This is a genomic window from Streptomyces sp. NPDC002566 (genome assembly GCF_042889585.1).
Classification (GTDB): Bacteria; Actinomycetota; Actinomycetes; order Streptomycetales; family Streptomycetaceae; genus Streptomyces.
This window is the reverse complement of the sequence record NZ_JBIARD010000007.1, coordinates 69,529-87,268: the sequence shown is the minus strand read 5'-3', so window position 1 is coordinate 87,268 and position 17,740 is coordinate 69,529. Positions and strand designations below refer to the sequence as shown.

18 protein-coding genes are annotated in these 17,740 nt (G+C 72.0%); 11 read left to right on the top strand and 7 right to left on the bottom strand.

Translation table 11 applies throughout. The features are described from left to right. Position 1 precedes the first annotated feature (1 nt). The 6 genes from ACFYXA_RS27120 to truD are packed head-to-tail and all read right to left on the bottom strand — an operon-like array spanning position 2 to position 6,311. Positions 2-907, bottom strand: coding sequence for a class I SAM-dependent methyltransferase (locus ACFYXA_RS27120; RefSeq protein ID WP_389037420.1), 906 nt, complete (start codon positions 905-907; stop codon positions 2-4). Further along, a complete protein-coding gene (locus tag ACFYXA_RS27115) occupies positions 901-1,566 on the bottom strand; it encodes a 2OG-Fe(II) oxygenase (protein WP_352248833.1) in 666 nt (221 codons plus the stop codon). The genes ACFYXA_RS27120 and ACFYXA_RS27115 overlap by 7 nt, the downstream gene beginning before the upstream one ends. After that, the gene (locus ACFYXA_RS27110; protein WP_389037415.1) at positions 1,563-2,981 is read right to left on the bottom strand and encodes a hypothetical protein; all 1,419 of its coding nucleotides are present in this window, start codon (positions 2,979-2,981) and stop codon (positions 1,563-1,565) included. Before ACFYXA_RS27110 ends, ACFYXA_RS27115 begins: the two co-directional genes overlap by 4 nt. 36 nt (positions 2,982-3,017) lie before the next feature. Beyond that, the gene (locus tag ACFYXA_RS27105) at positions 3,018-3,764 is read right to left on the bottom strand and encodes a class I SAM-dependent methyltransferase (protein ID WP_389037412.1); all 747 of its coding nucleotides are present in this window, start codon (positions 3,762-3,764) and stop codon (positions 3,018-3,020) included. Between the two features lie 13 nt (positions 3,765-3,777). Further along, complete coding sequence (locus ACFYXA_RS27100; RefSeq protein ID WP_352248839.1) at positions 3,778-5,208, bottom strand: aspartate aminotransferase family protein; 1,431 nt, start codon at positions 5,206-5,208, stop codon at positions 3,778-3,780. Further along, a complete protein-coding gene (gene truD, locus ACFYXA_RS27095; protein ID WP_389037408.1) occupies positions 5,205-6,311 on the bottom strand; it encodes a tRNA pseudouridine(13) synthase TruD in 1,107 nt (368 codons plus the stop codon). The genes ACFYXA_RS27100 and truD overlap by 4 nt, the downstream gene beginning before the upstream one ends. A 619-nt stretch (positions 6,312-6,930) precedes the next feature. Here truD and ACFYXA_RS27090 point away from each other — a divergent pair. The 11 genes from ACFYXA_RS27090 (at position 6,931) to ACFYXA_RS27040 (ending at position 16,833) form a co-directional block, all read left to right on the top strand. Next, the gene (locus tag ACFYXA_RS27090; protein WP_389037405.1) at positions 6,931-7,932 is read left to right on the top strand and encodes a hypothetical protein; all 1,002 of its coding nucleotides are present in this window, start codon (positions 6,931-6,933) and stop codon (positions 7,930-7,932) included. Further along, positions 7,929-8,468, top strand: a complete 540-nt coding sequence (locus tag ACFYXA_RS27085; protein ID WP_352248845.1) for a hypothetical protein — start codon at positions 7,929-7,931, stop codon at positions 8,466-8,468. Before ACFYXA_RS27090 ends, ACFYXA_RS27085 begins: the two co-directional genes overlap by 4 nt. Further along, positions 8,458-9,444, top strand: coding sequence for an ATP-binding cassette domain-containing protein (locus tag ACFYXA_RS27080; protein ID WP_389037401.1), 987 nt, complete (start codon positions 8,458-8,460; stop codon positions 9,442-9,444). Before ACFYXA_RS27085 ends, ACFYXA_RS27080 begins: the two co-directional genes overlap by 11 nt. Beyond that, a complete protein-coding gene (locus ACFYXA_RS27075; RefSeq protein ID WP_389037398.1) occupies positions 9,434-10,219 on the top strand; it encodes an ABC transporter permease in 786 nt (261 codons plus the stop codon). The genes ACFYXA_RS27080 and ACFYXA_RS27075 overlap by 11 nt, the downstream gene beginning before the upstream one ends. Next, positions 10,216-10,914: an HAD family hydrolase gene (locus ACFYXA_RS27070; protein ID WP_389037395.1), complete on the top strand. Its 699-nt coding sequence runs from the start codon at positions 10,216-10,218 to the stop codon at positions 10,912-10,914. The genes ACFYXA_RS27075 and ACFYXA_RS27070 overlap by 4 nt, the downstream gene beginning before the upstream one ends. Before the next feature lie 136 nt (positions 10,915-11,050). Next, entirely contained in the window at positions 11,051-12,376 is a 1,326-nt protein-coding gene (locus ACFYXA_RS27065) for a B12-binding domain-containing radical SAM protein (protein ID WP_389037392.1), read from the top strand. Beyond that, positions 12,373-13,491, top strand: a complete 1,119-nt coding sequence (locus ACFYXA_RS27060; RefSeq protein ID WP_389037390.1) for an aminotransferase class I/II-fold pyridoxal phosphate-dependent enzyme — start codon at positions 12,373-12,375, stop codon at positions 13,489-13,491. The genes ACFYXA_RS27065 and ACFYXA_RS27060 overlap by 4 nt, the downstream gene beginning before the upstream one ends. Continuing rightward, positions 13,488-14,177 (top strand): hypothetical protein, encoded by a 690-nt coding sequence (locus ACFYXA_RS27055; RefSeq protein WP_389037387.1) that lies wholly within the window; start codon positions 13,488-13,490, stop codon positions 14,175-14,177. Before ACFYXA_RS27060 ends, ACFYXA_RS27055 begins: the two co-directional genes overlap by 4 nt. A 4-nt stretch (positions 14,178-14,181) precedes the next feature. Beyond that, positions 14,182-15,330, top strand: coding sequence for an acyl-CoA dehydrogenase family protein (locus ACFYXA_RS27050; protein WP_389037384.1), 1,149 nt, complete (start codon positions 14,182-14,184; stop codon positions 15,328-15,330). A gap of 49 nt (positions 15,331-15,379) precedes the next feature. Further along, positions 15,380-15,820 carry a type II toxin-antitoxin system RatA family toxin gene (locus ACFYXA_RS27045; protein ID WP_389037382.1) on the top strand — a complete coding sequence of 147 codons (441 nt, stop codon included), beginning with the start codon at positions 15,380-15,382 and terminating at the stop codon, positions 15,818-15,820. After that, the gene (locus ACFYXA_RS27040; protein WP_389037379.1) at positions 15,817-16,833 is read left to right on the top strand and encodes an NAD-dependent epimerase/dehydratase family protein; all 1,017 of its coding nucleotides are present in this window, start codon (positions 15,817-15,819) and stop codon (positions 16,831-16,833) included. Before ACFYXA_RS27045 ends, ACFYXA_RS27040 begins: the two co-directional genes overlap by 4 nt. A 114-nt stretch (positions 16,834-16,947) precedes the next feature. Here ACFYXA_RS27040 and ACFYXA_RS27035 read toward each other — a convergent pair whose 3' ends face one another. Then, positions 16,948-17,421 (bottom strand): cupin domain-containing protein, encoded by a 474-nt coding sequence (locus ACFYXA_RS27035; RefSeq protein ID WP_389037376.1) that lies wholly within the window; start codon positions 17,419-17,421, stop codon positions 16,948-16,950. Positions 17,422-17,740: the final 319 nt, after the last annotated feature.

Genomic DNA, 17,740 nt, shown 5'->3' with positions numbered 1-17,740 from the left:
GTCAGGCGTCCTTCGCGCGGCGTGCGGTGAGCAGCGACGGAAGCAGCCGCCCGGCCAGGTATTCCTCCCGGGCGGTGGTGAGCGTGCGCCGGATGAGCTCCACCGGTTCCTTGCCGTAGATGTTGGCGACGCTCCCGTGGAACAGCCGCACCACCTTCAGCCGGTCCGCCAGCAGCGCGACGGCCCACCCCCGCAGGTCCCTGCGCTCCACGTCGGCGAACCCGGCCTCGCGCAGCTGCCGCAGCCGGTCCGGCAGCGGCGTCACATGGAAGACGTCCGGCGGATGCACCTCGCGGAAGGCGGCGGACGGCTCCCGGTCCGGCGGCGCGAGGCTCACCTCCTCGGTGGCCACGAACAGTCCGCCCGGACGCAGCAGGCGGGCCGCCTCCCGCAACACCGCGCCCGGGTGCGGGAAGTGGGGCATCGAACCGGTCACGACGACCACGTCGAGCGCCCCGTCGGGCAGCGGCACGTCGGTCGCGTCGGCGCAGATCTCGGTCACGTCCGAGCGCCCCTGGGCGGCGCTGATGCGCCGGCTCACCGCACAGTGCTCGGGGACGAGGTCGATGCCGTACATCCGCGCCACGCCGGCGCCGCCGGCGGTGAGCGCGTCCGCCAGGTACCGCAGCGCGCCGCCGAACCCGCTGCCCAGTTCGCCCACGGTCAGCACGGCGTCCGGTAACGCCTCCCGGACGAGACCGCTGACGAGATCGCAGCCCTGGGGGCCGAAGTGACCCATCTGGTCCAGGCCCAACAGCCCCTTGGGTCCGCTCTCCCCGGTGAACTCGACGATGGAGGCCTCGGTCCTCTCCCAGTCGTGCAGGGCGGGGAAGAGCTCACGGTGGTAGCGGTGCTGCACCCGGGTCTGCTCGGTGTCGCCCTGGCGGCCCGGCACCGGGGTCACCATGTGGTGCGCTCCTCGGACACGAAGTGCACGAGCAGGACGCGCCGGTCCTGCTCCGCGCCGCCGGCGACCGGCATCACGGTGTGCCACGAGTCGGGCGAGGGAACGAGCAGGACCGAGTCGGTCAGCCCCGGCATGACCTCGGCGGCGACGTCGTCCACGGCGGGGGAGCGCAGGATGCGCAGCGCTCCGCTCCACTCCGGGCGCCAGCCCTCGTTGAAGTACCAGGTCTGCGTGACGACCTTGTCGGCGCGGTCGGTGTGCGGGTCGATCCACGACCCGGAGCCGTACCGTACGGCGCGCACCTCCAGGGCACATCCGTCGAGGTCCCGGCCGGTGGCTTCGGCGACCGCCGTGCGGTAGCCGTCGTCCAGCAAGGACGCGACGAAACTCTGCCACAGCCCGGTCAGCCGGCGCATGCCCTCGGGTACGGCGACGCCGCCTTGCACCAGCGGCAGGTTCCACGTGCGGTAGCCCTTGCCCGCCGCGGTGCCGCCGGCGCGCTCGGTGAGCACGAAGCCTTCGGCGGGGAACTCCTCGGCGAGACGGCGACGAGTCGGCGCGCCGGGCACGGAGTCCGCCACCAGTCCCCAGACGAAGGGGTCGCGGGCCATGGCCGTGCGGGCGATGGCGTCCCGGTCGAGCACTGCGGTGGCTGTCATGCGGATTCCCCCGTCTCCTCGGGCACGTCGATGTGCGCTCCCAGCGCGGTGAGTTTCGCGGGCAGGTCCTCGTAGCCCCGGGCGAGATGGCCGACGCCGTGCAGCCGGTGCCGGGCGCCGGTGCCCAGCGCGGCGAGGAGCAGGGTGGCGGCCGCCCTCAGGTCACCGGCCACCAGGGGTTCCGGGGAGGCTTTCAGCGGACCGGGGGTGATGCGCAGCTCGTTTCCGACCCGGTCGAGCACGGCGCCCATGTTCCGCAGGCCCTCCGCATAGCCGAAACGGTTCTCCCATACGCCGTCCGTCAGCCGTGACGATCCGTCGGCTCCCAGCAGCATCAGCGCGAACAGCGGGCCCGCGTCGCTGTACACGTGGTGGGAGGCGGCCAGGACGTCGGTGCCCCGCAGGCGCTCCGGCGGCCTGATCCGCAGCAGCGGCCCCTCCCAGGCCAGCGGCACGCCCATCGCGGCGAGGCACTCCAGCTCCGGGGCGAGCCCCGACCGGACCACGTCGGACCGCTCCAGCCGCAGGTCCAGCTCCCGGCGCAGATGGACCGCCCACGCGATGAACGTGACGACCTCCATCAGATCGGACGGCAGCGTGACGTCCGCACCGCCGAGCGGGCCGCCCAGGCCCTCCACGGTGATCCGTCCGCGGGACACCTCGATCCGCGCCCCGGCCTCGCCCAGCACCCGCGCCAGCTCCATCGCGTCCGGCTTCGGGTAGGGGTTGTCCAGCACTGTCGTTCCCCGTGCCGTGACCGCGGCGAGCAGCGCCGTCTTGGTCGCACCCGAGTAGTGCGGACCGGTGGGAGTCCCGGCGCGGGGCTCGCGCTCCGCGAAGTCCGCGAGGTCGATCCGAGCGCCCCGCAGCCCGCCCCGGGGCGCCGTGGCGCGGAACTCTTCGGCGCCCACCTCGCACACGGCACCGAACCGCTCCAGTACCGCGGCGATGTGGGACAGCGGGCGGGAGCCCTGCGTCCCGCCCCCGATCGCGCAGCCGCCGTGCCGGCCCGAGGCCACCTCGCCCCGCGCCGCGAGCACCGTCGGCAGCAGGTACACGCCCCCGTGGATGCCCGCGCTCCAGTGCGCCGGAATGCGGGCTCCGTTGAGGCCGGAGGCGTCGACGGTGACGCGGGGCCCGTCGTCGTCCACCGTCGCCCCGAGATGCCGGAGCATCGCGGACAGAAGCCTGCGGTCCTCGATTCGCGGGGCGTTGGCGACGCTCCACGGACGGTCGGCGAGGCAGGCGGCGGCCAGCACCGGCACGAGCAGGTGCTTGAAGCCGCCCATCATGAGGGTGGGGCGCGGGACGGCCGGCCCCCCGAGGACGGTCCAGTACGCCGCCGCGTCGGGCGTGCGCCGGTCGTCGGGCCGGCCGCCGTCCACGACGGCCACGGCGGATGGGGTGTTCAGCACGCGGCTGCTCCTTGGGGTGTGGTCGGCCGGGCGACGTCACCCGGCGGTGTGTGCCGTCCCGTCCTCCGCCGGGCCGCCCGGATGACCGAGCACCAGGACGAGGAACCACGGCTTGCGTGACAACTTGTCGAACCTCTTGCCGAACTCCTCCCGGCGTGCGGGGTCCGCCCGCGGTTCTGACAGCTCCCGCAGGACGAGTCCGGCACCGTGCACATCGGCGATCATGCGGCCGAGGGGACGCCGGAAGAACCGGACGACCGGGGTGGGCGGTCCGAAGCTGGGCCACTCGTCACGGAGTTCCTCCACGCGGAAGTAGTCGCCGCTGGGGGACATCTCGAAGTCGTTCAGCGGGTGGTGCGTGGAGATCACGACAGTGCCACCAGGTGCCAGGACGCGGCGGAACTCGGACAGCACCGGAACCCAGTTCTCCACGTAGTGCAGCGTGAGGGAAGACACCACGACGTCCACGGACGCGTCCGGCAGGAAGTCCAGCGGCTCGCGCAGGTCGTGCACCCGTACGCCGGCGCGGTCACCCAGCCGTTCACGGGCCAGCTTCACCAGGGTGGGGCTCGCGTCCAGCGCGACGACCTCGGCCGCCTCCTGGTCCACCAGCCACTCGGTCAGCCGGCCGCCCGCGCATCCGGCCTCGAGCACGCGCCGCCCCGCGAGTGGCGGGCACTTGCTCTGCACCGCGGGGCGGTCCAGCAGCGTGTTGTAGATGTTGTCGGCGCTGCCCCGGTCGTACTGGACGGCGAATTCCTCGTAGCTCCTGTCGCGAGCCATGGTGTTCCACTCCTCATCGCACACGGAAACGGCCGGGCACCGATGCCCTGCCCCCCGCGTGCCGTGCCGAGGCGGCCCCCTCGGCGCCGGTCCCCGGACCGGCGGCCGGGACCGCGGGGGCGCCGTCCTCCGGCAACCTACCGCGGGGTTCCGGGCCGGCGCCGGACGCGTTTCGTGCGGCGGAACGGAATTCGTCGGGGACCGCCGCGCAGGTCGCGTCCAGGAGGTCGAGCGCCTCCTCGACCTCCTCGTCGGTGGCCACCATCGGCGGCAGCAGGCGGATCACCTCCGGCCGGCCCAGGCACGGGGACACCACCAGCCCGCGCCGGCTCAGCTCCAGCAGGACGTCACCGGCCGCACCGCCCGGGCCGAACTCGACGCCCCACAGCAGGCCCCGGCCGCGTACCCCCGTGATCAGCCCGGCATGACGGTGGGCGATCCGGCGGAGCCCCTCCGCCATGAGAGCCGTCAGCCGCTCGCCCCGGGGCGCGAGTGCCTCCACCGCACGCAACGCGGCGCTGCCGGCCGCGGCAGCGAGGGGGTGGCCCGAGAACGTCGAGGTGTGTACGAACGGGTCGGTGGCCAGCGGCCTGTACAGCTCCTCGGTCGCCACGAGCGCGGACAGCGGCTGGACACCTCCGCCCAGTGCCTTGCCGAACAGCACCGCGTCGGGCCGCAGACCGGCGGTGACGCTCAACGCCCGCTCCCCGCACCGGCGCAGCCCCGTCTGGATCTCATCGGCGATCACGAACGCCCCGTGCTCTCGGGCGGCGGCGGCCAGGACGCCAAGGAACGCCGGCGACAGTGCTCTCACCCCGCCCTCGCCCTGCACCGGCTCCACGATCACGGCGGCGACGTCCCCGTCCGCGAAGGCGCCGGGCACCGCCTCCGGGTCGGCGGGGATGTGCGTCACCCCGCCCAGGAGGGGTTCCAGGGACTGCCGGTAGCGCCGGTTCCAGGTGGCGGCGAGCGCCCCCAGCGACTTCCCGTGGTAGGCGCCCTCGACGGCGACGACCCGGGTACGACCGGTGGCGAGCCGGGCCAGCTTGAGCGCGGCCTCCACGGCGTCGGACCCGTTGAGACCCAGCCACACCCTGGTCAGCCGATCGGGCTCGGTGTACTCGACCAGCTCGGCCGCGAACCCGGCCGTCGTGCCGTTCGCCAGGACGCGGGTGGAGACCGGCATCGCCTCCAGTTCCCCGCGGACCGCGCTCAGGACGTCCGGATGCCCGCGCCCGAGCAGCGTGACCGCGTAACTGCCGAAGTCCAGTGCGGACCGCCCGTCGGAGAGGACGATCCTGGCCCCGCCCCCACGCGACTCGACCGCGCCGGCCCCGTTCATGCCGTACACGAGGGCCAGCCCCGGCGAAAGGTGCGCCCGCACCCGGCCCAGCACGGTTCGCGCGTCCGGGCCCGCGCCTGCGCTCCTCGGTGCCGCGCTCACGCGCGCCGCCCGCTTCCCGCCGGCACGGCCGCGGCCACCCCGGCGTCCGGCACGCCGTCCGCCGGCGCGCCGAGGGTCTGCACGAACCACTGGTGAACCGCAGCCGTCGCGTAGCCACCGGACGGCAGGAAGAACGAGAGGGCGCAGGCGAACCGCCCCGGGTGCAGCGGGTCCGGTTCGACGCGGTGCACCGAGATGTGCGTCTGCAGCACGGTCGGGCGGGCGGCTGTGCTGCGTACGCACTTCCCGTCCGTCCAGCGGTAGCGCACGTAGTCCAGCTCCGGGCAGCGCGCCGCCAGGGCGAGCACAGCCTCGCGCGTGGTGGCGAAGGCGTAGGGCAGGCCCTCCCGCTCGACGAGGGTCACGTCGCGGCCCGCGGCCTCCTGGAGCAGGGATCGCACCTGCGCGTTCCACTCGTACGAGGCGTGCGCGCATCGGTAGAACACCGGGACACGGGGGTCCAGCAGCTTGAAGAACTCCTCGGCAGGCCCCTGGTGTTCCAGCGCCCGTGCACCCTCGGCGGACCCGGAACGGCGCAGCAGGTCCAGCGCGGAGTCCTCGTTGCCGGCGAGCAGGGCGCCGCCGATCAGATGCGTCTGCTTGGGTCCGCCCGGTACGCCGAAGCGCTGCGTGTCGTAGTAGTTGACGAAGTAGTGGGTGTGCCGTTGAGGCCCTTCGGCCAGTGCCTCGGCCGCGGTCGCGTCCAGGCCCCGTGCGACCAGCCGGAAGCAGTTGCCGTCCAGCACTCCGGTCCGCAGCGCCGTGGCGCCGGTCCCGTGCGTCGTCACGTGCCAGGCGCGGTCGCCGCTGCCGGCACGGCCGCGCGTGTTGGCGCGGTCCACGTCACCGGGTGACAGCACGGCGCGCACCGAGACGAACTGCTCCGTGATGCCGTCCTCGTCCTTGAGCCCGGCCGCCGCCACGTCCTGCACGTCGACACCGAACGCCTCGGCGAGTCTGCCGAGCGCCTCATGGGTGGTCAGGCCCCGTTTCCACAGCAACAGGTAGGTGTGCGTGGAGGCGTCCGGCGGTGCCGTGTCGAGGGCGAGGGCCTCGGTGACGCGGAAGTCCTCCGGCAGGGCTTTGAGCAGGGGCAGGTGCATCAGGTCTCTCCGGACTCTGGACAGCCGACGGGCAGCCGGCCGGACGACATGCGGTACGGGTACGCCCGACGGGCTCGGGGAGCGCGTGCCGGGGCGGATGAGCCCGGCCATGTCCGCGGGACGCCCCTTGGACGAGCCGCTCCCCGCGCGCCAGCCGCCGTGATGACCGGTGGTTGCGCCCTGCTCGCGCGGAGGAGCGTCTACTGGTGACTGCCGCCCGCTGCCTTCGGCGTTCCCGTACCCGAGCGGGGAGCCCGACCGTCCGGCGCACGGGCCGGAAGGGCGCCTCCGCCGCGTACGACCGACACGACGACCACTGAAGTGGATCACATGGATTCATGAGGTGACAGGTGATGACTCAATGGCGTCGAGCCGTGGCGGCAGTTCTGCCTCTGCAAGTTCTACCGGCCGTCTCCCTCCCGGATAAGGCCTGTTCCGCGCACCGGAACACTTCCTGGTGCGCCTTGCCGCACCGTCGGCGTTCTGCCTACCGTGACCGGGCTGTCGGGCCCGTGGGAGTCCGCTCCCCAGCTCTCTCGCTCTTCGCCAAGCTGCCGCCGGGAGGCCCCAGACCGTTATGGAACACACCTCTGCACCGGCCGCCTTTCCGGAGCGGCACGTGCTTGAAAAGCGCTTCCAGGAGTTCCTCGAGGAACGCCGTCTCGACATCGCGGACGTCATCGGCGAGACCGATCAGGGCCTCGGCCGGCCGGCACTCGCCGTGGCCGCCGGGTCCGTGCTGGCCGGGTTCGGCAACCGCCGCAGCGACCTCGACCTGCTGGTGCTCGTCGAGAACGACCAGCTCACCAGATTCCCCATCCAGTCGCACGAGCACGGCACCCTGATCGACGTCAACATCCGTCAGGCCAGCGCCGTCCGGGACCGTACCGCCCGGCTCCGCGACAGCTCCTGGCCGCGCTTCGCGACGGTCACCCAGGAAGCCTGGAATCATCGGCGTCGCACCATCAAGACCGCCAGCAGACTGGCCCTCGGCCTGAAGCTCGTCGTCACCGAGCCGTGGGAGAGCTGGCACGCCGGGCTGCGGGAGCCATGGCTCGCACGGGTGGTGGAGCAGTGGTGGACGGTGGAGGCGCACCGGCTGGCCCGCGCCGCCCGGCTGCTCGCCGACGACCGGCCCATGGCCGCCGCGGTACGGGGCCGAGAGGCCGTCGTGGCCGCCCTGAACGCCCGGGCCGCCGCGGCCGGCCAGATCTACTTCACCGAGAAATGGGTCGGTGAGAAGCTCAAGGCCGCGGGCGACCCGGAGTCGCTCGCTCTCCTCCGCGAGGTCCTCACGCCCCCGCTCACCCCCCTCGACCGGGTGGCCCGCTGCCTCGATCTCGTCGGCGAACTGACCCGCCCGGAGGCGCCCTTGCACACCGTGCTGCGCTGGGCGACCGGTATCGGAACGGCCCGGCTGGACGACCGCACGGTCGTCGACCGCTGGCAACTGCGCGCGCTGGAGATCCCTCGCACCGACCTGCCGCCCGAAGGAACCGACGACATCCTGTGGTCCGGGCCGCCCGCCTCCGATCCGCCCGCTGACATCAAGCGACTGTTCGTACACGACATGCTGTGGCTCGGCGTGGCGACACCGGAGGAGGAGGTGTCCGGACGATGACAGCACCGCACACCCAGACCCACGAGCCGCTGCCGGATCTGCGCCGGCTCATGGCGTTCCGAGCGCACGGCGCGGTCCGCCTGTTGCTGAAGTGCCGTGCCGCGCTGGAGGACGTCGAGGGCGCGGTATCGGCGGGGCAGCCCGAGGTCGCGGTACTCATGGCCTACGACCTGGTGCAGCTGTCCTTGTCCGTACGAGGTCTGCGCACCCACGGCGAACTCGCCTACACCGGGGAGCAGCCCGGCTTCGACCCGTTCGCCGGAATTCCGGAACAGGACGTCGAGGACGGGCTGCGGCTCGCCGCCGACGGGCTGGAGACCATCCCTCAGGGCCGGGGCGAGGAGTGGCTGGACCGGCTGCGCGCCCATCTCGACCTCACCGAAGGGCAGCTGGGCTACGCACAGAAACTCCCGGACGTCCGCGCCGGCAGCGGCCTGATGAAGGGCTTCAAACTGGCCCGCACCTGGTCGCCCCATCTGCAGCGGCTCGGGCTGCCGGACGTCATGCCGAGCAACTGGACCCGGCGTGCCGACTGAACCCCTCACCGTGCCCGGCCCCCGCCGGGAGGGCGACGGCCCCGCCCTGACGTTGTGCGGCATCACCAAGCGGTACGGCACGATCACGGCGCTGAGCGAGGTGGACCTGGACGTGTTGCCGGGTGAGATCGTGGGCCTGCTCGGCCACAACGGCGCCGGCAAGACGACCCTGATGTCCATCGTGGCGGGGCTGCTGCGTCCGGACGCCGGGTACGTCCGGGTGCTCGGTAAGGACCCGGTCCGGGAGCCGCACGAGGCCCGGCGCCGGCTGGGGCTCGCCCCTCAGGAGCTGGGCGTCTACACGCCTTTGACGGTACGTCAGAACCTGTTGTTCTTCGCGGAGCTCGCGGGGCTGCGCGGCCGCGCAGCCGACCGCCGTATCGAAGAGGTCGCCGAGCCCCTGGGCCTCGGCGGACTGCTCGGCCGCCGGGCCGCCCGGCTGTCCGGCGGTGAACAGCGACGGGTGCACACCGCGATGGCCCTGATGCACCGGCCCCCGCTGCTCCTGCTCGACGAGCCCACGGCCGGCGTGGACGTACAGACCCGTGAACAGCTCCTGCAGCTCGTCCGCACCATGGCCGCCGAGGGCACCGCCATCTGCTACTCCACGCACTACCTGCCCGAAGTGGAGACCCTCGACGGATCCGTCGCCGTGCTGAACGGCGGTCGCATGGTCGCCCGAGGCACGTTGAAGGAGCTGGTACGGCAGTACGGGGACAGCGGTGTCGAGCTCACCTTCTCCGGCGGCCCGCCCGACCTGTCCCTGCCGTGGCCCGTAGTGCGGGACGGCCGGGTCCTGCGGATGACCGTGGAACAACCGCATCTGGCCGTTCCGCGGGTGATGGAGTCCCTGGGCGCGGCCGCCGGCGAGCTGGTCAACCTCAGGATCGTCCAGCCCAGTCTGGACAGCGTGTTCCTGCGAGTCACGGGACGCCGGTACGACGCGGCCGCCGAGGAGGAATCACATGAGCAGTGAGGGATCGCTGGGACGGATCGCCTCTCTGGTCCGGCACGACATCCGGCTCCAACTGCGCGACCCGGCCCCCCTGCTCGTCCGCACCGTGATGCCGCTGCTCCTCATGGGATTCATGCAGCCGCTGTTCCGTACGGCTCTGCGGGCCGAGCAGGTCGAGGGCGCGACGGGCGCGGAGCAGGCGGTACCCGGCATGGCCGTCATGTTCACGTTCTTCCTGGTGAACCTGGTGGGCTTCGCGGTCTTCCGGGAGCACGGATGGAAGACCTGGGACCGGCTCCGGGCGGGCCTCGCGAGGCCCGGCGAGGTCGTCGCCGGCCGTGTCGTCGTCCCGCTGGCCGTTGCCATGCTGCAACTCGCGGTGGTGTTCCTGGTCGGTGGGTTCCTGTACGACCTGCGGGTCAGCGGTTCCTGGGCGGCGCTCGTGGCGGTCGGCGCGGCACTGGCGCTCTGCGTGGTCATGTTCGGCATGGCACTCGTGTCGCTGTGCCGGACGGTCTCCCAGCTGGCCGTGTTCGCCAACCTCGCGGCACTGGTGTTCGCCGGGCTCGGCGGTGCGCTGACACCGCTGTCCGCCCTGCCGGACTGGGCGCGTCCGCTCGCGCCGGGAGTGCCCAGCTACTGGGCGATGCGCGGCTTCTCGACCGTCGTCCTCGACGGTGGCGGTGCCGGTGCGGTGGTGCTGCCCGTGGTGGTGCTGCTCGGCTTCTCCGCCGTGTTCGCCGCAGTGACGCTCATCTTCTTCCGCTTCGAACACCAGAAGGTCTCGTGGTCATGACGGCCCAGGAGACGGACACGGGGGACGACATGGCACGCCGTACGACGGTGGTGGTCTTCGACTGCTTCGGCACGATCGTCACCGAGCACCGCCCCATGCCGGGACCCGAGGAATTCACCCGGGCGGTCGCCGAGGTGCTCGCCCTGGACCGGCGGTCGGCCGGCGAGGTGGTGCAGGAGGTGTTCACCACCGTGTACACCGCGCTCGTCGACAAGTCGGTCCTCCAGCCGGCCACCCGCGACGTCCTGGCGACGGCTCTGCGCGACCGGGGCGTGGTCCGTCCGGCGGACGACCTCGACCGGGCGCTGTGGCGGGCTCTCGGATGCGAGGACGACGACCGCTACGAGCTGTGTGAGCCGGCCGCCGACGCCATGCGCCGGACGGCCGAGGCGGGGCACACGGTCCGGCTGCTGTCGAACTGCTATCTCCCCGGCACTCTGATGCGTCGCCTCCTGACCGAGCTCAAGGTGCCCGAGGTGTACGACCGGGCCCTGTTCACCGCCGACGGAGGGCCGAAGAAGCCGGATCCGCGCGCCTTCGAGCTGATCACGTCCGGCTCCTTCGGGCGCAGGATCATGGTCGGCGACTCCGACGACAACGACATCGCCCCGGCCCGCAGACTCGGCTGGGACGTCGTTCCGGTGGATCCTGGACGTCCCAACTTCTCCGGGCTCGACGCACTGCTGCGTCCGTGACGCCGGAAATCCGTTCCGCCCAGAGAAACACCCGCTGATCGACCGGCCGGCCGCGGCTAGCTTTGACGACACGTCGGCACATCGCACCGCATGGCCCCTCCCGCCCTTCCTCTGCGCCATGCCGAAGGAGTTCCCTGTGAGAGTCCTGGTCATCTGGCCGCCCCACGTCCCCAGCTACTTCAACGCAGGTCACCACACCCCGCTGTACATGACGGCCGGGCATCTGCGCCGGCTGCCGTCGGTGGAGCGGGTCGACGTACGGGACGCCGGTGTGCTGAACACCCACTGGAAGGCGATCGGCGATCTCCTCTACCAGGGCCGGTACGACGTCATCGCCATGATGAACGACTTCGACGCCGTCGACGGCTTCGAACGGTTCACGGCCTACGCCCGCGAACTGTCCCCCGCCAGCCGGCTGATCACCTTCGGCCGCCTGAGCAGCATGAACCCCGGCTTCTTCCAGCGGTACGGGCTGGACGCCATCGTGCAGTCCGGCGACTACGAGGCGGGCGTCGCGCACTACGTCGAGTCCCTCGCCGCCGGCACACCCCACGCCGCGCTGCCCGGCGTCGCCGTACGCGACGGGGACCGGTGGGAACCGCCGTCGCGCGACGGGGACAGCCTGGCCCCCGAGGCGTGGACGCTGCCCGATGTGCGGGAGATCCCGTACGAGCACTACGACCGGCTCTACGCGCGCGACGAGGACAAGTTCTGCGGCATCCCGTTCCGCCGGGAACTGGTGGTCCCGGCGGCCCGCGGCTGCCCCATCGGCTGCGAGTTCTGCGAGGTGCACGAGATCTTCGGACTCCGCGAGCGGCGGCTGTCCGTCGACGCCACCGTCGCGTACATCGAGGAGAGCCGACGGGCCCTGACGTTCGAGTACGTCTCGTTCTACGCGCCCACTTTCACGCTGGACAAGCGGTGGGTGCGCGAGCTGTGCGAACGCTTCCTGGCCGACCGCCTGTCGCTGCAGTGGAAGTGCGCCACGACGGTCCACCACCTCGACGCCGACCTGGTGGAGCTGATGGGCCGGGCGGGCTGCGTACGCATCTCCGTGGGCCTGGAGACCCTCGAACCCGACGGCCATGGCTCCCTGCCCCGGGCCAAGCAGATCCAGGAGAAGCGGTTCCGGGAGCTCGCGGAGCAATGCGCCCGGGCCGGAATCGAGCTCAACGCCTTCGTGATCATCGGCCTGCCCGGTACCGGAGCGGAGGGAGCCACGCGCACGCGGGAACTGGTGGAGCAGGTCGGCGCGCGCTTCCGCCCCACGATGTACACGCGACTGCACGACATGACCCCCTCGATGACCCCCATGGAGATCAGCAGGTACAACCGTCACCTGATCGCCGACCCGCAACACGCCCCGGACGACGGCCTCTACGACTTTCTGTTCGGCCGCGAGACCCGGGTGACGTCCGTGTACGAGCGGATACCCGTGGCCGCCGCCCGGAGCGGCGCATGAGCGCGCCGACGGCCGTACCGCTCGCGGACGCCGTGCCGTTCCCCACGCGCTCGGACGTATGGGACCTGCCGTGGCAGCCGCGGCGGCAACGGGCCGGTGTGCTGAACCTCAAGAGCTGCGAACTGCGCCACCCGGTGGCGGCCGAACTCGTCTCGGCGGCGGCGCACCGGCTCACCGCCGCCGACCTGATGTACTACCCCTACCAGCAGGACCTGTTGGCCGCGCTAGGCGACCACCACGGCCACGAGCCGTCCGGCATCCTGCTCACCGCCGGCTCCGACTTTGCCGTGGGCCTCGTCGTGGACGCCCTGGCGGCCGGCGGCGGGGGCCTGATCCTGCACGAGCCGGCGTTCGAGAGCTGGCGGTACTACGCCGCCCTGCGCGCCGTGCCCGTAGTGGGCTGCGCCGCACTGGAGGCCGCGGCCCCCCGACTGGACCTGGCCGAGCTGCACCACACGATGGCGAACCACCCCCCGGCGGTCGTGGTGATCACCAACCCGGCGAGCCCGTCCGGCCTCGCCCTGTCACCGGCGGAGATCAGGGAGACGGCCGAACAGGCACGGCGTTCCGGCCACCTGCTCGTCGTCGACGAGTGCTACGGCGCCTTCACCGGCATCACCCACGTCCCGCTCGTCGCCTCGTCGCCGCACCTGCTCGTCGTGCGCTCGTACTCCAAGACCTTCGGGCTCGCCGGGGCGCGCATCGCCTCGGTCTTCGGCTCACCGGCGCTCGTCTCCTACCTGTCCCGGTTCCGGCCCGACAGCACTGTCTCGGCCACGGCACTGGCACTGCTGCACGCCGTCCTGGAGGACCGGGACAGGTTCGCCGACGTATGGCGCGACGTGCGGGCCATCCGCTCGGACTTCGTCCGGGAGGTCCTCGCCGGGCACCCGGGGTGGAGCGCTCTGCACCCGGGCGGCAACTTCGTGACGTTCCGGACCGGTGACCGCGCCGTGCCCGCGCGGATGGCACGCCACCTGGACAGCCACGATGTCCGCATCCGTCCGCTCGACGACGTGCCCGGACTGGAGGGGTGCCTGCGTGTGTCCCTCGCCGACGCGCCCACGATGCGGAAGGTGGCCGCACTGATGAACGACCCGGTGGTCGTGCGATGACCCACACGGTTCCGCTCCGGATCGTCGTGCTGGGCAGTCCGGGCAGTGGCAAGTCGACCTTCAGCCACGCCCTCGCCGCCGGCACCGGTCTGCCCCTGATCCACCTCGACGACCTGTACTGGCGGCCGGGCTGGCGCAGACCCACGGCACCGGAGTGGGAGCGGACGCTGGAACGGCTCACCGCCGGACCGTACTGGATCATCGACGGCAACTTCGCCGACACCGTACGGCAGCGCGTCGAGCGGGCCGACACCGTGATCCTGCTCGACCGGCACCCGTGGCTGTGCGCGGCCGCTCTGGTACGCCGCTCCCTGCGACTGCGCCGGGACGCGCTGCTGGGGCGACGGCCGCGGGACTACGTGCCCGTCGGCCTGGCGGCGGACGACCCTCCGGTGCGCAGCCTCACCGCCCTCGTACGCAAAGCCGCCGGATTCCGCGGCCGCGAACTGCACAGGATGCGCCCCGCGCTGGCGGCCTGCTCCGCCCCGGTCCTGCGCTGCCGCAGCCGCCGGTCCGCGGCGCGGCTGCTGCGGCAGCTGTCGGAGCAGGCCCGCCCGCTGCCGGGCGGTACGGCCGTCACGGACCGGGCGCTCGTGTGCACCTGTGCGCAGCGGCACCGTCGCGGCGGCCCGGCACCCGACCCGTCGTCACGCCATACCCGTCCCGTCCAGGAGAGGAGCACCTGAACACATGGGCAACCGCGCAGAACAGGAGCAAGCGCCCCACAGGGAGCTGCTCGACGCCGGCTGGCACACCGAATGGGCGCCGGACGGCGCGCCGGACGACGCCTCGGGCCCGGACCGGATCCGGCAGGTGGCCGCCAGCGGCTTCGCCGCACTGGCGATCCCCCGGGAGTTCGGCGGGGGCGGTGCCGGCCTGGTGCACGTGGCCTCCGCACAGCGGGCCCTGGGCGCCCTCGACCCGTCCACCGCCATCGCCCTGAACATGCACTCGTTCACCGTGGGACTGATGGCCGACTACTGGCAGCGCCACCGGGACACCAGTTGGATGCTGCTGGAGGGCATCGCCGGGACGGGCGCCCTCGTCGCGTCGGCCTTCGCGGAGCCGGGCGGCAGCCCCAACTTCATGAGCAGCCGGTCCGTGGCGGTCGAGACGGACAAGGGCTACCGCGTGTCCGGGGTCAAGTACCCCTGCTCACTTGCCTCCACGGCCACGCTGGTGTGCCTGACCGCCCGCGTCGAGGGGACCGACGAGACCATCCTCGCCCTGTGCCCGGCCGCCTCCCCGGGCCTGACCGTGGAGGGCGACTGGCCCTCCCTGGGCATGACCGGATCCGACACGGCAAAGCTGGTGCTCCAGGACGTGGAGCTGGACGACCGGCTCGTCTTCCACCGCGGGCCGGCCGACGTCATCGACGACACGGTGATCTCCGGCATGGTGTGGTTCTCGGTGCTGCTGGGCGCCACCTACCACGGAGTTCTCAGCGCCCTGCTCGACCTGGCCCACCGGCAAGTGTCCGCTTCCGGCCAGTACGGCCCGCGCGTGGCCCTGCTGGGCCGCGCGACCAGGGAGTTGCTGACGCTCGGTGGTGCCTGTCGCCAACTCGGCCGGGACTTCGAGGACGGCGCGCTCACCGGCCGCGCGGCCCTCGCCGCGGCCATCGCGCTGCGCGCCACACTCAGCGACGTACGGGACCGCGTCATGTCGGCCCTCACGCCCGTGGTCGGAAGCCGTCTGTACACCAGCGGCCTGCCCGCCGCGCGCCTGCTGGTCGACTCCCTGGCCGCGCACCACCATCCACCGAGCCTGCTCGTCTGCGACCAGGTCGTCGGAGACCACTGCACCGGGCGGGAGATCAGCTTCGATCCGGCCGGCTGAACCGGCCCGTGCGCCCGGAGAACCGTTCTGCGAGGAAAGAGAGTCAGCAATGCCCCATGTCGAAGTGAACCTGCAGATCAAGGCGCCGGTAGAGGAGACGTGGCGAGCCGTCACACGACTGGAGGACTACGCCGCGTACATGGAGAACGTCGAGTCGGTGACTGTGAAGGGCGAAGCGCACGGCAAGCGCCTGAGCGAATGGTCGGTGCTCCTCAAGGGCTCGGTGCTGGAGTGGGTCGAGGAGGACCAGCTCGACGAGGCCACACGCACCATGACGTTCCATCAGATCTCCGGAGACCTGGACCGGTTCTCCGGCTACTGGCGGGTGGACCCGCAGGGCAGCGACGCCTCTCTCGTGACGTTCTCCGTGGACTTCGAGATCGGCATCCCGCTGCTGGCCGACATGCTCAACCCGGTGGCGGCCAAGGCCCTGCGGGAGAACTCCGATCAGATGCTCCGGGCGATCGAAAGGCGGCTCGTCGTCTCGTGACCTCCCCCGCACGCATACTCGTCACGGGTGCCACGGGAGCGGTTGGCGGCGCCGTCCTGCGCCGACTGACCGCGGCGGGCCACGACGCGTACGGGGTCAGCAGCCGCGGTGGCCGCTCCCCGCGCCAGCTTGCCTGGCGGATTGGCGCCGAAGAGGCCCCCGATGAGCTGCGAGGCCCCTGGCACGTGGTGGTCCACTGCGCCGCTGACACCCGCTGGAACCTCACTGAGGAGGAGTCGGAGCAGGCGAACGTGGTTCCGCTGCGGGCCCTGCTCAAGTGGCTGGACAAGGACACCCACCTCGTCCACCTGTCCTCCTCCTACGCGATCGGACTGACAGGCAGCGTGGAGCCCACGTCACCCAGGGCGTACCGCAACACGTACGAGTGGTCCAAGGCCGCCGCCGAACGGCTGATCGCCGCCGAGTACGCGCGGGCGGACATCGTCCGCTTCCCCATCGTGATGGGCGCGCGGGAGGACGGCTTCCTGGACCGGTACAGCGGCTTCTTCTGGCTGCCGTCCTCGTTGTGCACCGGAGCCGTCCCCGCGCTGGTCGGCGACAAGGACGCGTACCTGGACATCGTCAGCACCGACGACATCGCCGGGCACGTCGCGGCCCTGGTCGAGGGAGGCCGGCCCCCCGGCGCCAGGCTCTCCGTACTGGGCCGCCACGCCGGCGCGCCGCGCGTCGCGGAGGCCTTCGACACCATCCTGGACGCCCTGAACGGTTGGCGCGCGGAGAACGGAGTGGCGTTGCTGGAGCAGCTGCCCTACGTGTCCGGGGACCAGTGGAATCGCTTCTATCTGCCCTTCGCGCGGGAGTACCTGGACCGGGCACAGTTGCTGCGCGTCACGGCATTCCAGGCGTACCAGGGCTACCTGTCGGTCACCGAGCCCTTCGAGGTGACGCACACAGTGGAGCCTGTCACTTCCACGTTGTACCGCTCCATCCGCCGCTGGGCGGACACCCATGCCGCAGCCGCTCGCCGCATTCCGCGGGCGTGGCGCCCGTGAGCTGACCGACAGCGCTCAACCCGAGGCGCCGGCGACCTCCTGCCCAGCCGCAGCGGCCGGGCCGGGTGCTCTTCGGGTTGCGGCGGTCGACGGTCCTTCCTGTGCGGCGGGTTGTCAGGTGCAGGTGCTGGTCTGGTATCGGCTTCGGAATTCGGCGAGCAGCTCGTCGGTCGCCTCGGCGCCGGAGGTCACGGCGGCGTGGACGTCGCGGAAGTAGTTCTCGTAGCCCGCGGGCGTGTAGAGGCACAGGGCTCGTGCGGTGGCCGGTCCTTCGTTGCGGAAGCCGTGAGGGGTGCCGCGCGTCGCGGCGAGCAGGCAGCCCGGGCCGGCTGTCACCTCGCCGTCCCCGGTGTGGAGTGTCAGCTCGCCTTCGAGGACGTAGAAGTATTCGTCGTGTCCTTCGTGGACATGTGGCCTGGCGCCGATGGTGCCGGGGGCGAGGCTGAACTCCTCGAAGGCGAAGCGTCCCCCGGTGTGCTCGCCGGTGAGCCGGAAGAAGTGGGCGACGCCGGCGACGTCGATGAGCTCGCCGTCCGAAGGGCGGCGCAGCAGTGGACGGGGGGCATGGGGGAGCTGATGGTCGGTCATGGTGCCATTGTCTTCCTGGCTTCTGGGCGAGATCCAGGTGGTGGCGTGGGGCTGTCCCGCGTCGCGGTGGTTCCAGTGGCGGGTCAGGACCGCCCCAAGGGGAAAGCCAGCGACCAGGGCCATGGCACCCCAGACGGCCCGCGACAAGACAAAGAACAGGCCGTGACCGTCACCCACACCCCCTCCACGGCAAAGCAACTTGCTGCGGCTGCGGCTGCGGTGGGCGTGGCTGACCGGCCGCGTTCCGGTCCTTGTGCGGCGGGTTTGGGCAAGTCTGCCCCCTGGCGAGCGTGTGCGCCCGCTAGGCTTCCTGCTGTGA

Bases quoted from the DNA above. Each gene is read 5' to 3' on its own strand.
- ACFYXA_RS27120 (WP_389037420.1), bottom strand. From the start codon at position 907: ATGGTGACCCCGGTGCCGGGCCGCCAGGGCGACACCGAGCAGACCCGG.
- ACFYXA_RS27115 (WP_352248833.1), bottom strand. From the start codon at position 1,566: ATGACAGCCACCGCAGTGCTCGACCGGGACGCCATCGCCCGCACGGCC.
- ACFYXA_RS27105 (WP_389037412.1), bottom strand. From the start codon at position 3,764: ATGGCTCGCGACAGGAGCTACGAGGAATTCGCCGTCCAGTACGACCGG.
- truD (WP_389037408.1), bottom strand. From the start codon at position 6,311: ATGCACCTGCCCCTGCTCAAAGCCCTGCCGGAGGACTTCCGCGTCACC.
- ACFYXA_RS27085 (WP_352248845.1), top strand. From the start codon at position 7,929: ATGACAGCACCGCACACCCAGACCCACGAGCCGCTGCCGGATCTGCGC.
- ACFYXA_RS27075 (WP_389037398.1), top strand. From the start codon at position 9,434: ATGAGCAGTGAGGGATCGCTGGGACGGATCGCCTCTCTGGTCCGGCAC.
- ACFYXA_RS27070 (WP_389037395.1), top strand. From the start codon at position 10,216: ATGACGGCCCAGGAGACGGACACGGGGGACGACATGGCACGCCGTACG.
- ACFYXA_RS27060 (WP_389037390.1), top strand. From the start codon at position 12,373: ATGAGCGCGCCGACGGCCGTACCGCTCGCGGACGCCGTGCCGTTCCCC.
- ACFYXA_RS27055 (WP_389037387.1), top strand. From the start codon at position 13,488: ATGACCCACACGGTTCCGCTCCGGATCGTCGTGCTGGGCAGTCCGGGC.
- ACFYXA_RS27050 (WP_389037384.1), top strand. From the start codon at position 14,182: ATGGGCAACCGCGCAGAACAGGAGCAAGCGCCCCACAGGGAGCTGCTC.
- ACFYXA_RS27045 (WP_389037382.1), top strand. From the start codon at position 15,380: ATGCCCCATGTCGAAGTGAACCTGCAGATCAAGGCGCCGGTAGAGGAG.
- ACFYXA_RS27035 (WP_389037376.1), bottom strand. From the start codon at position 17,421: ATGACCGACCATCAGCTCCCCCATGCCCCCCGTCCACTGCTGCGCCGC.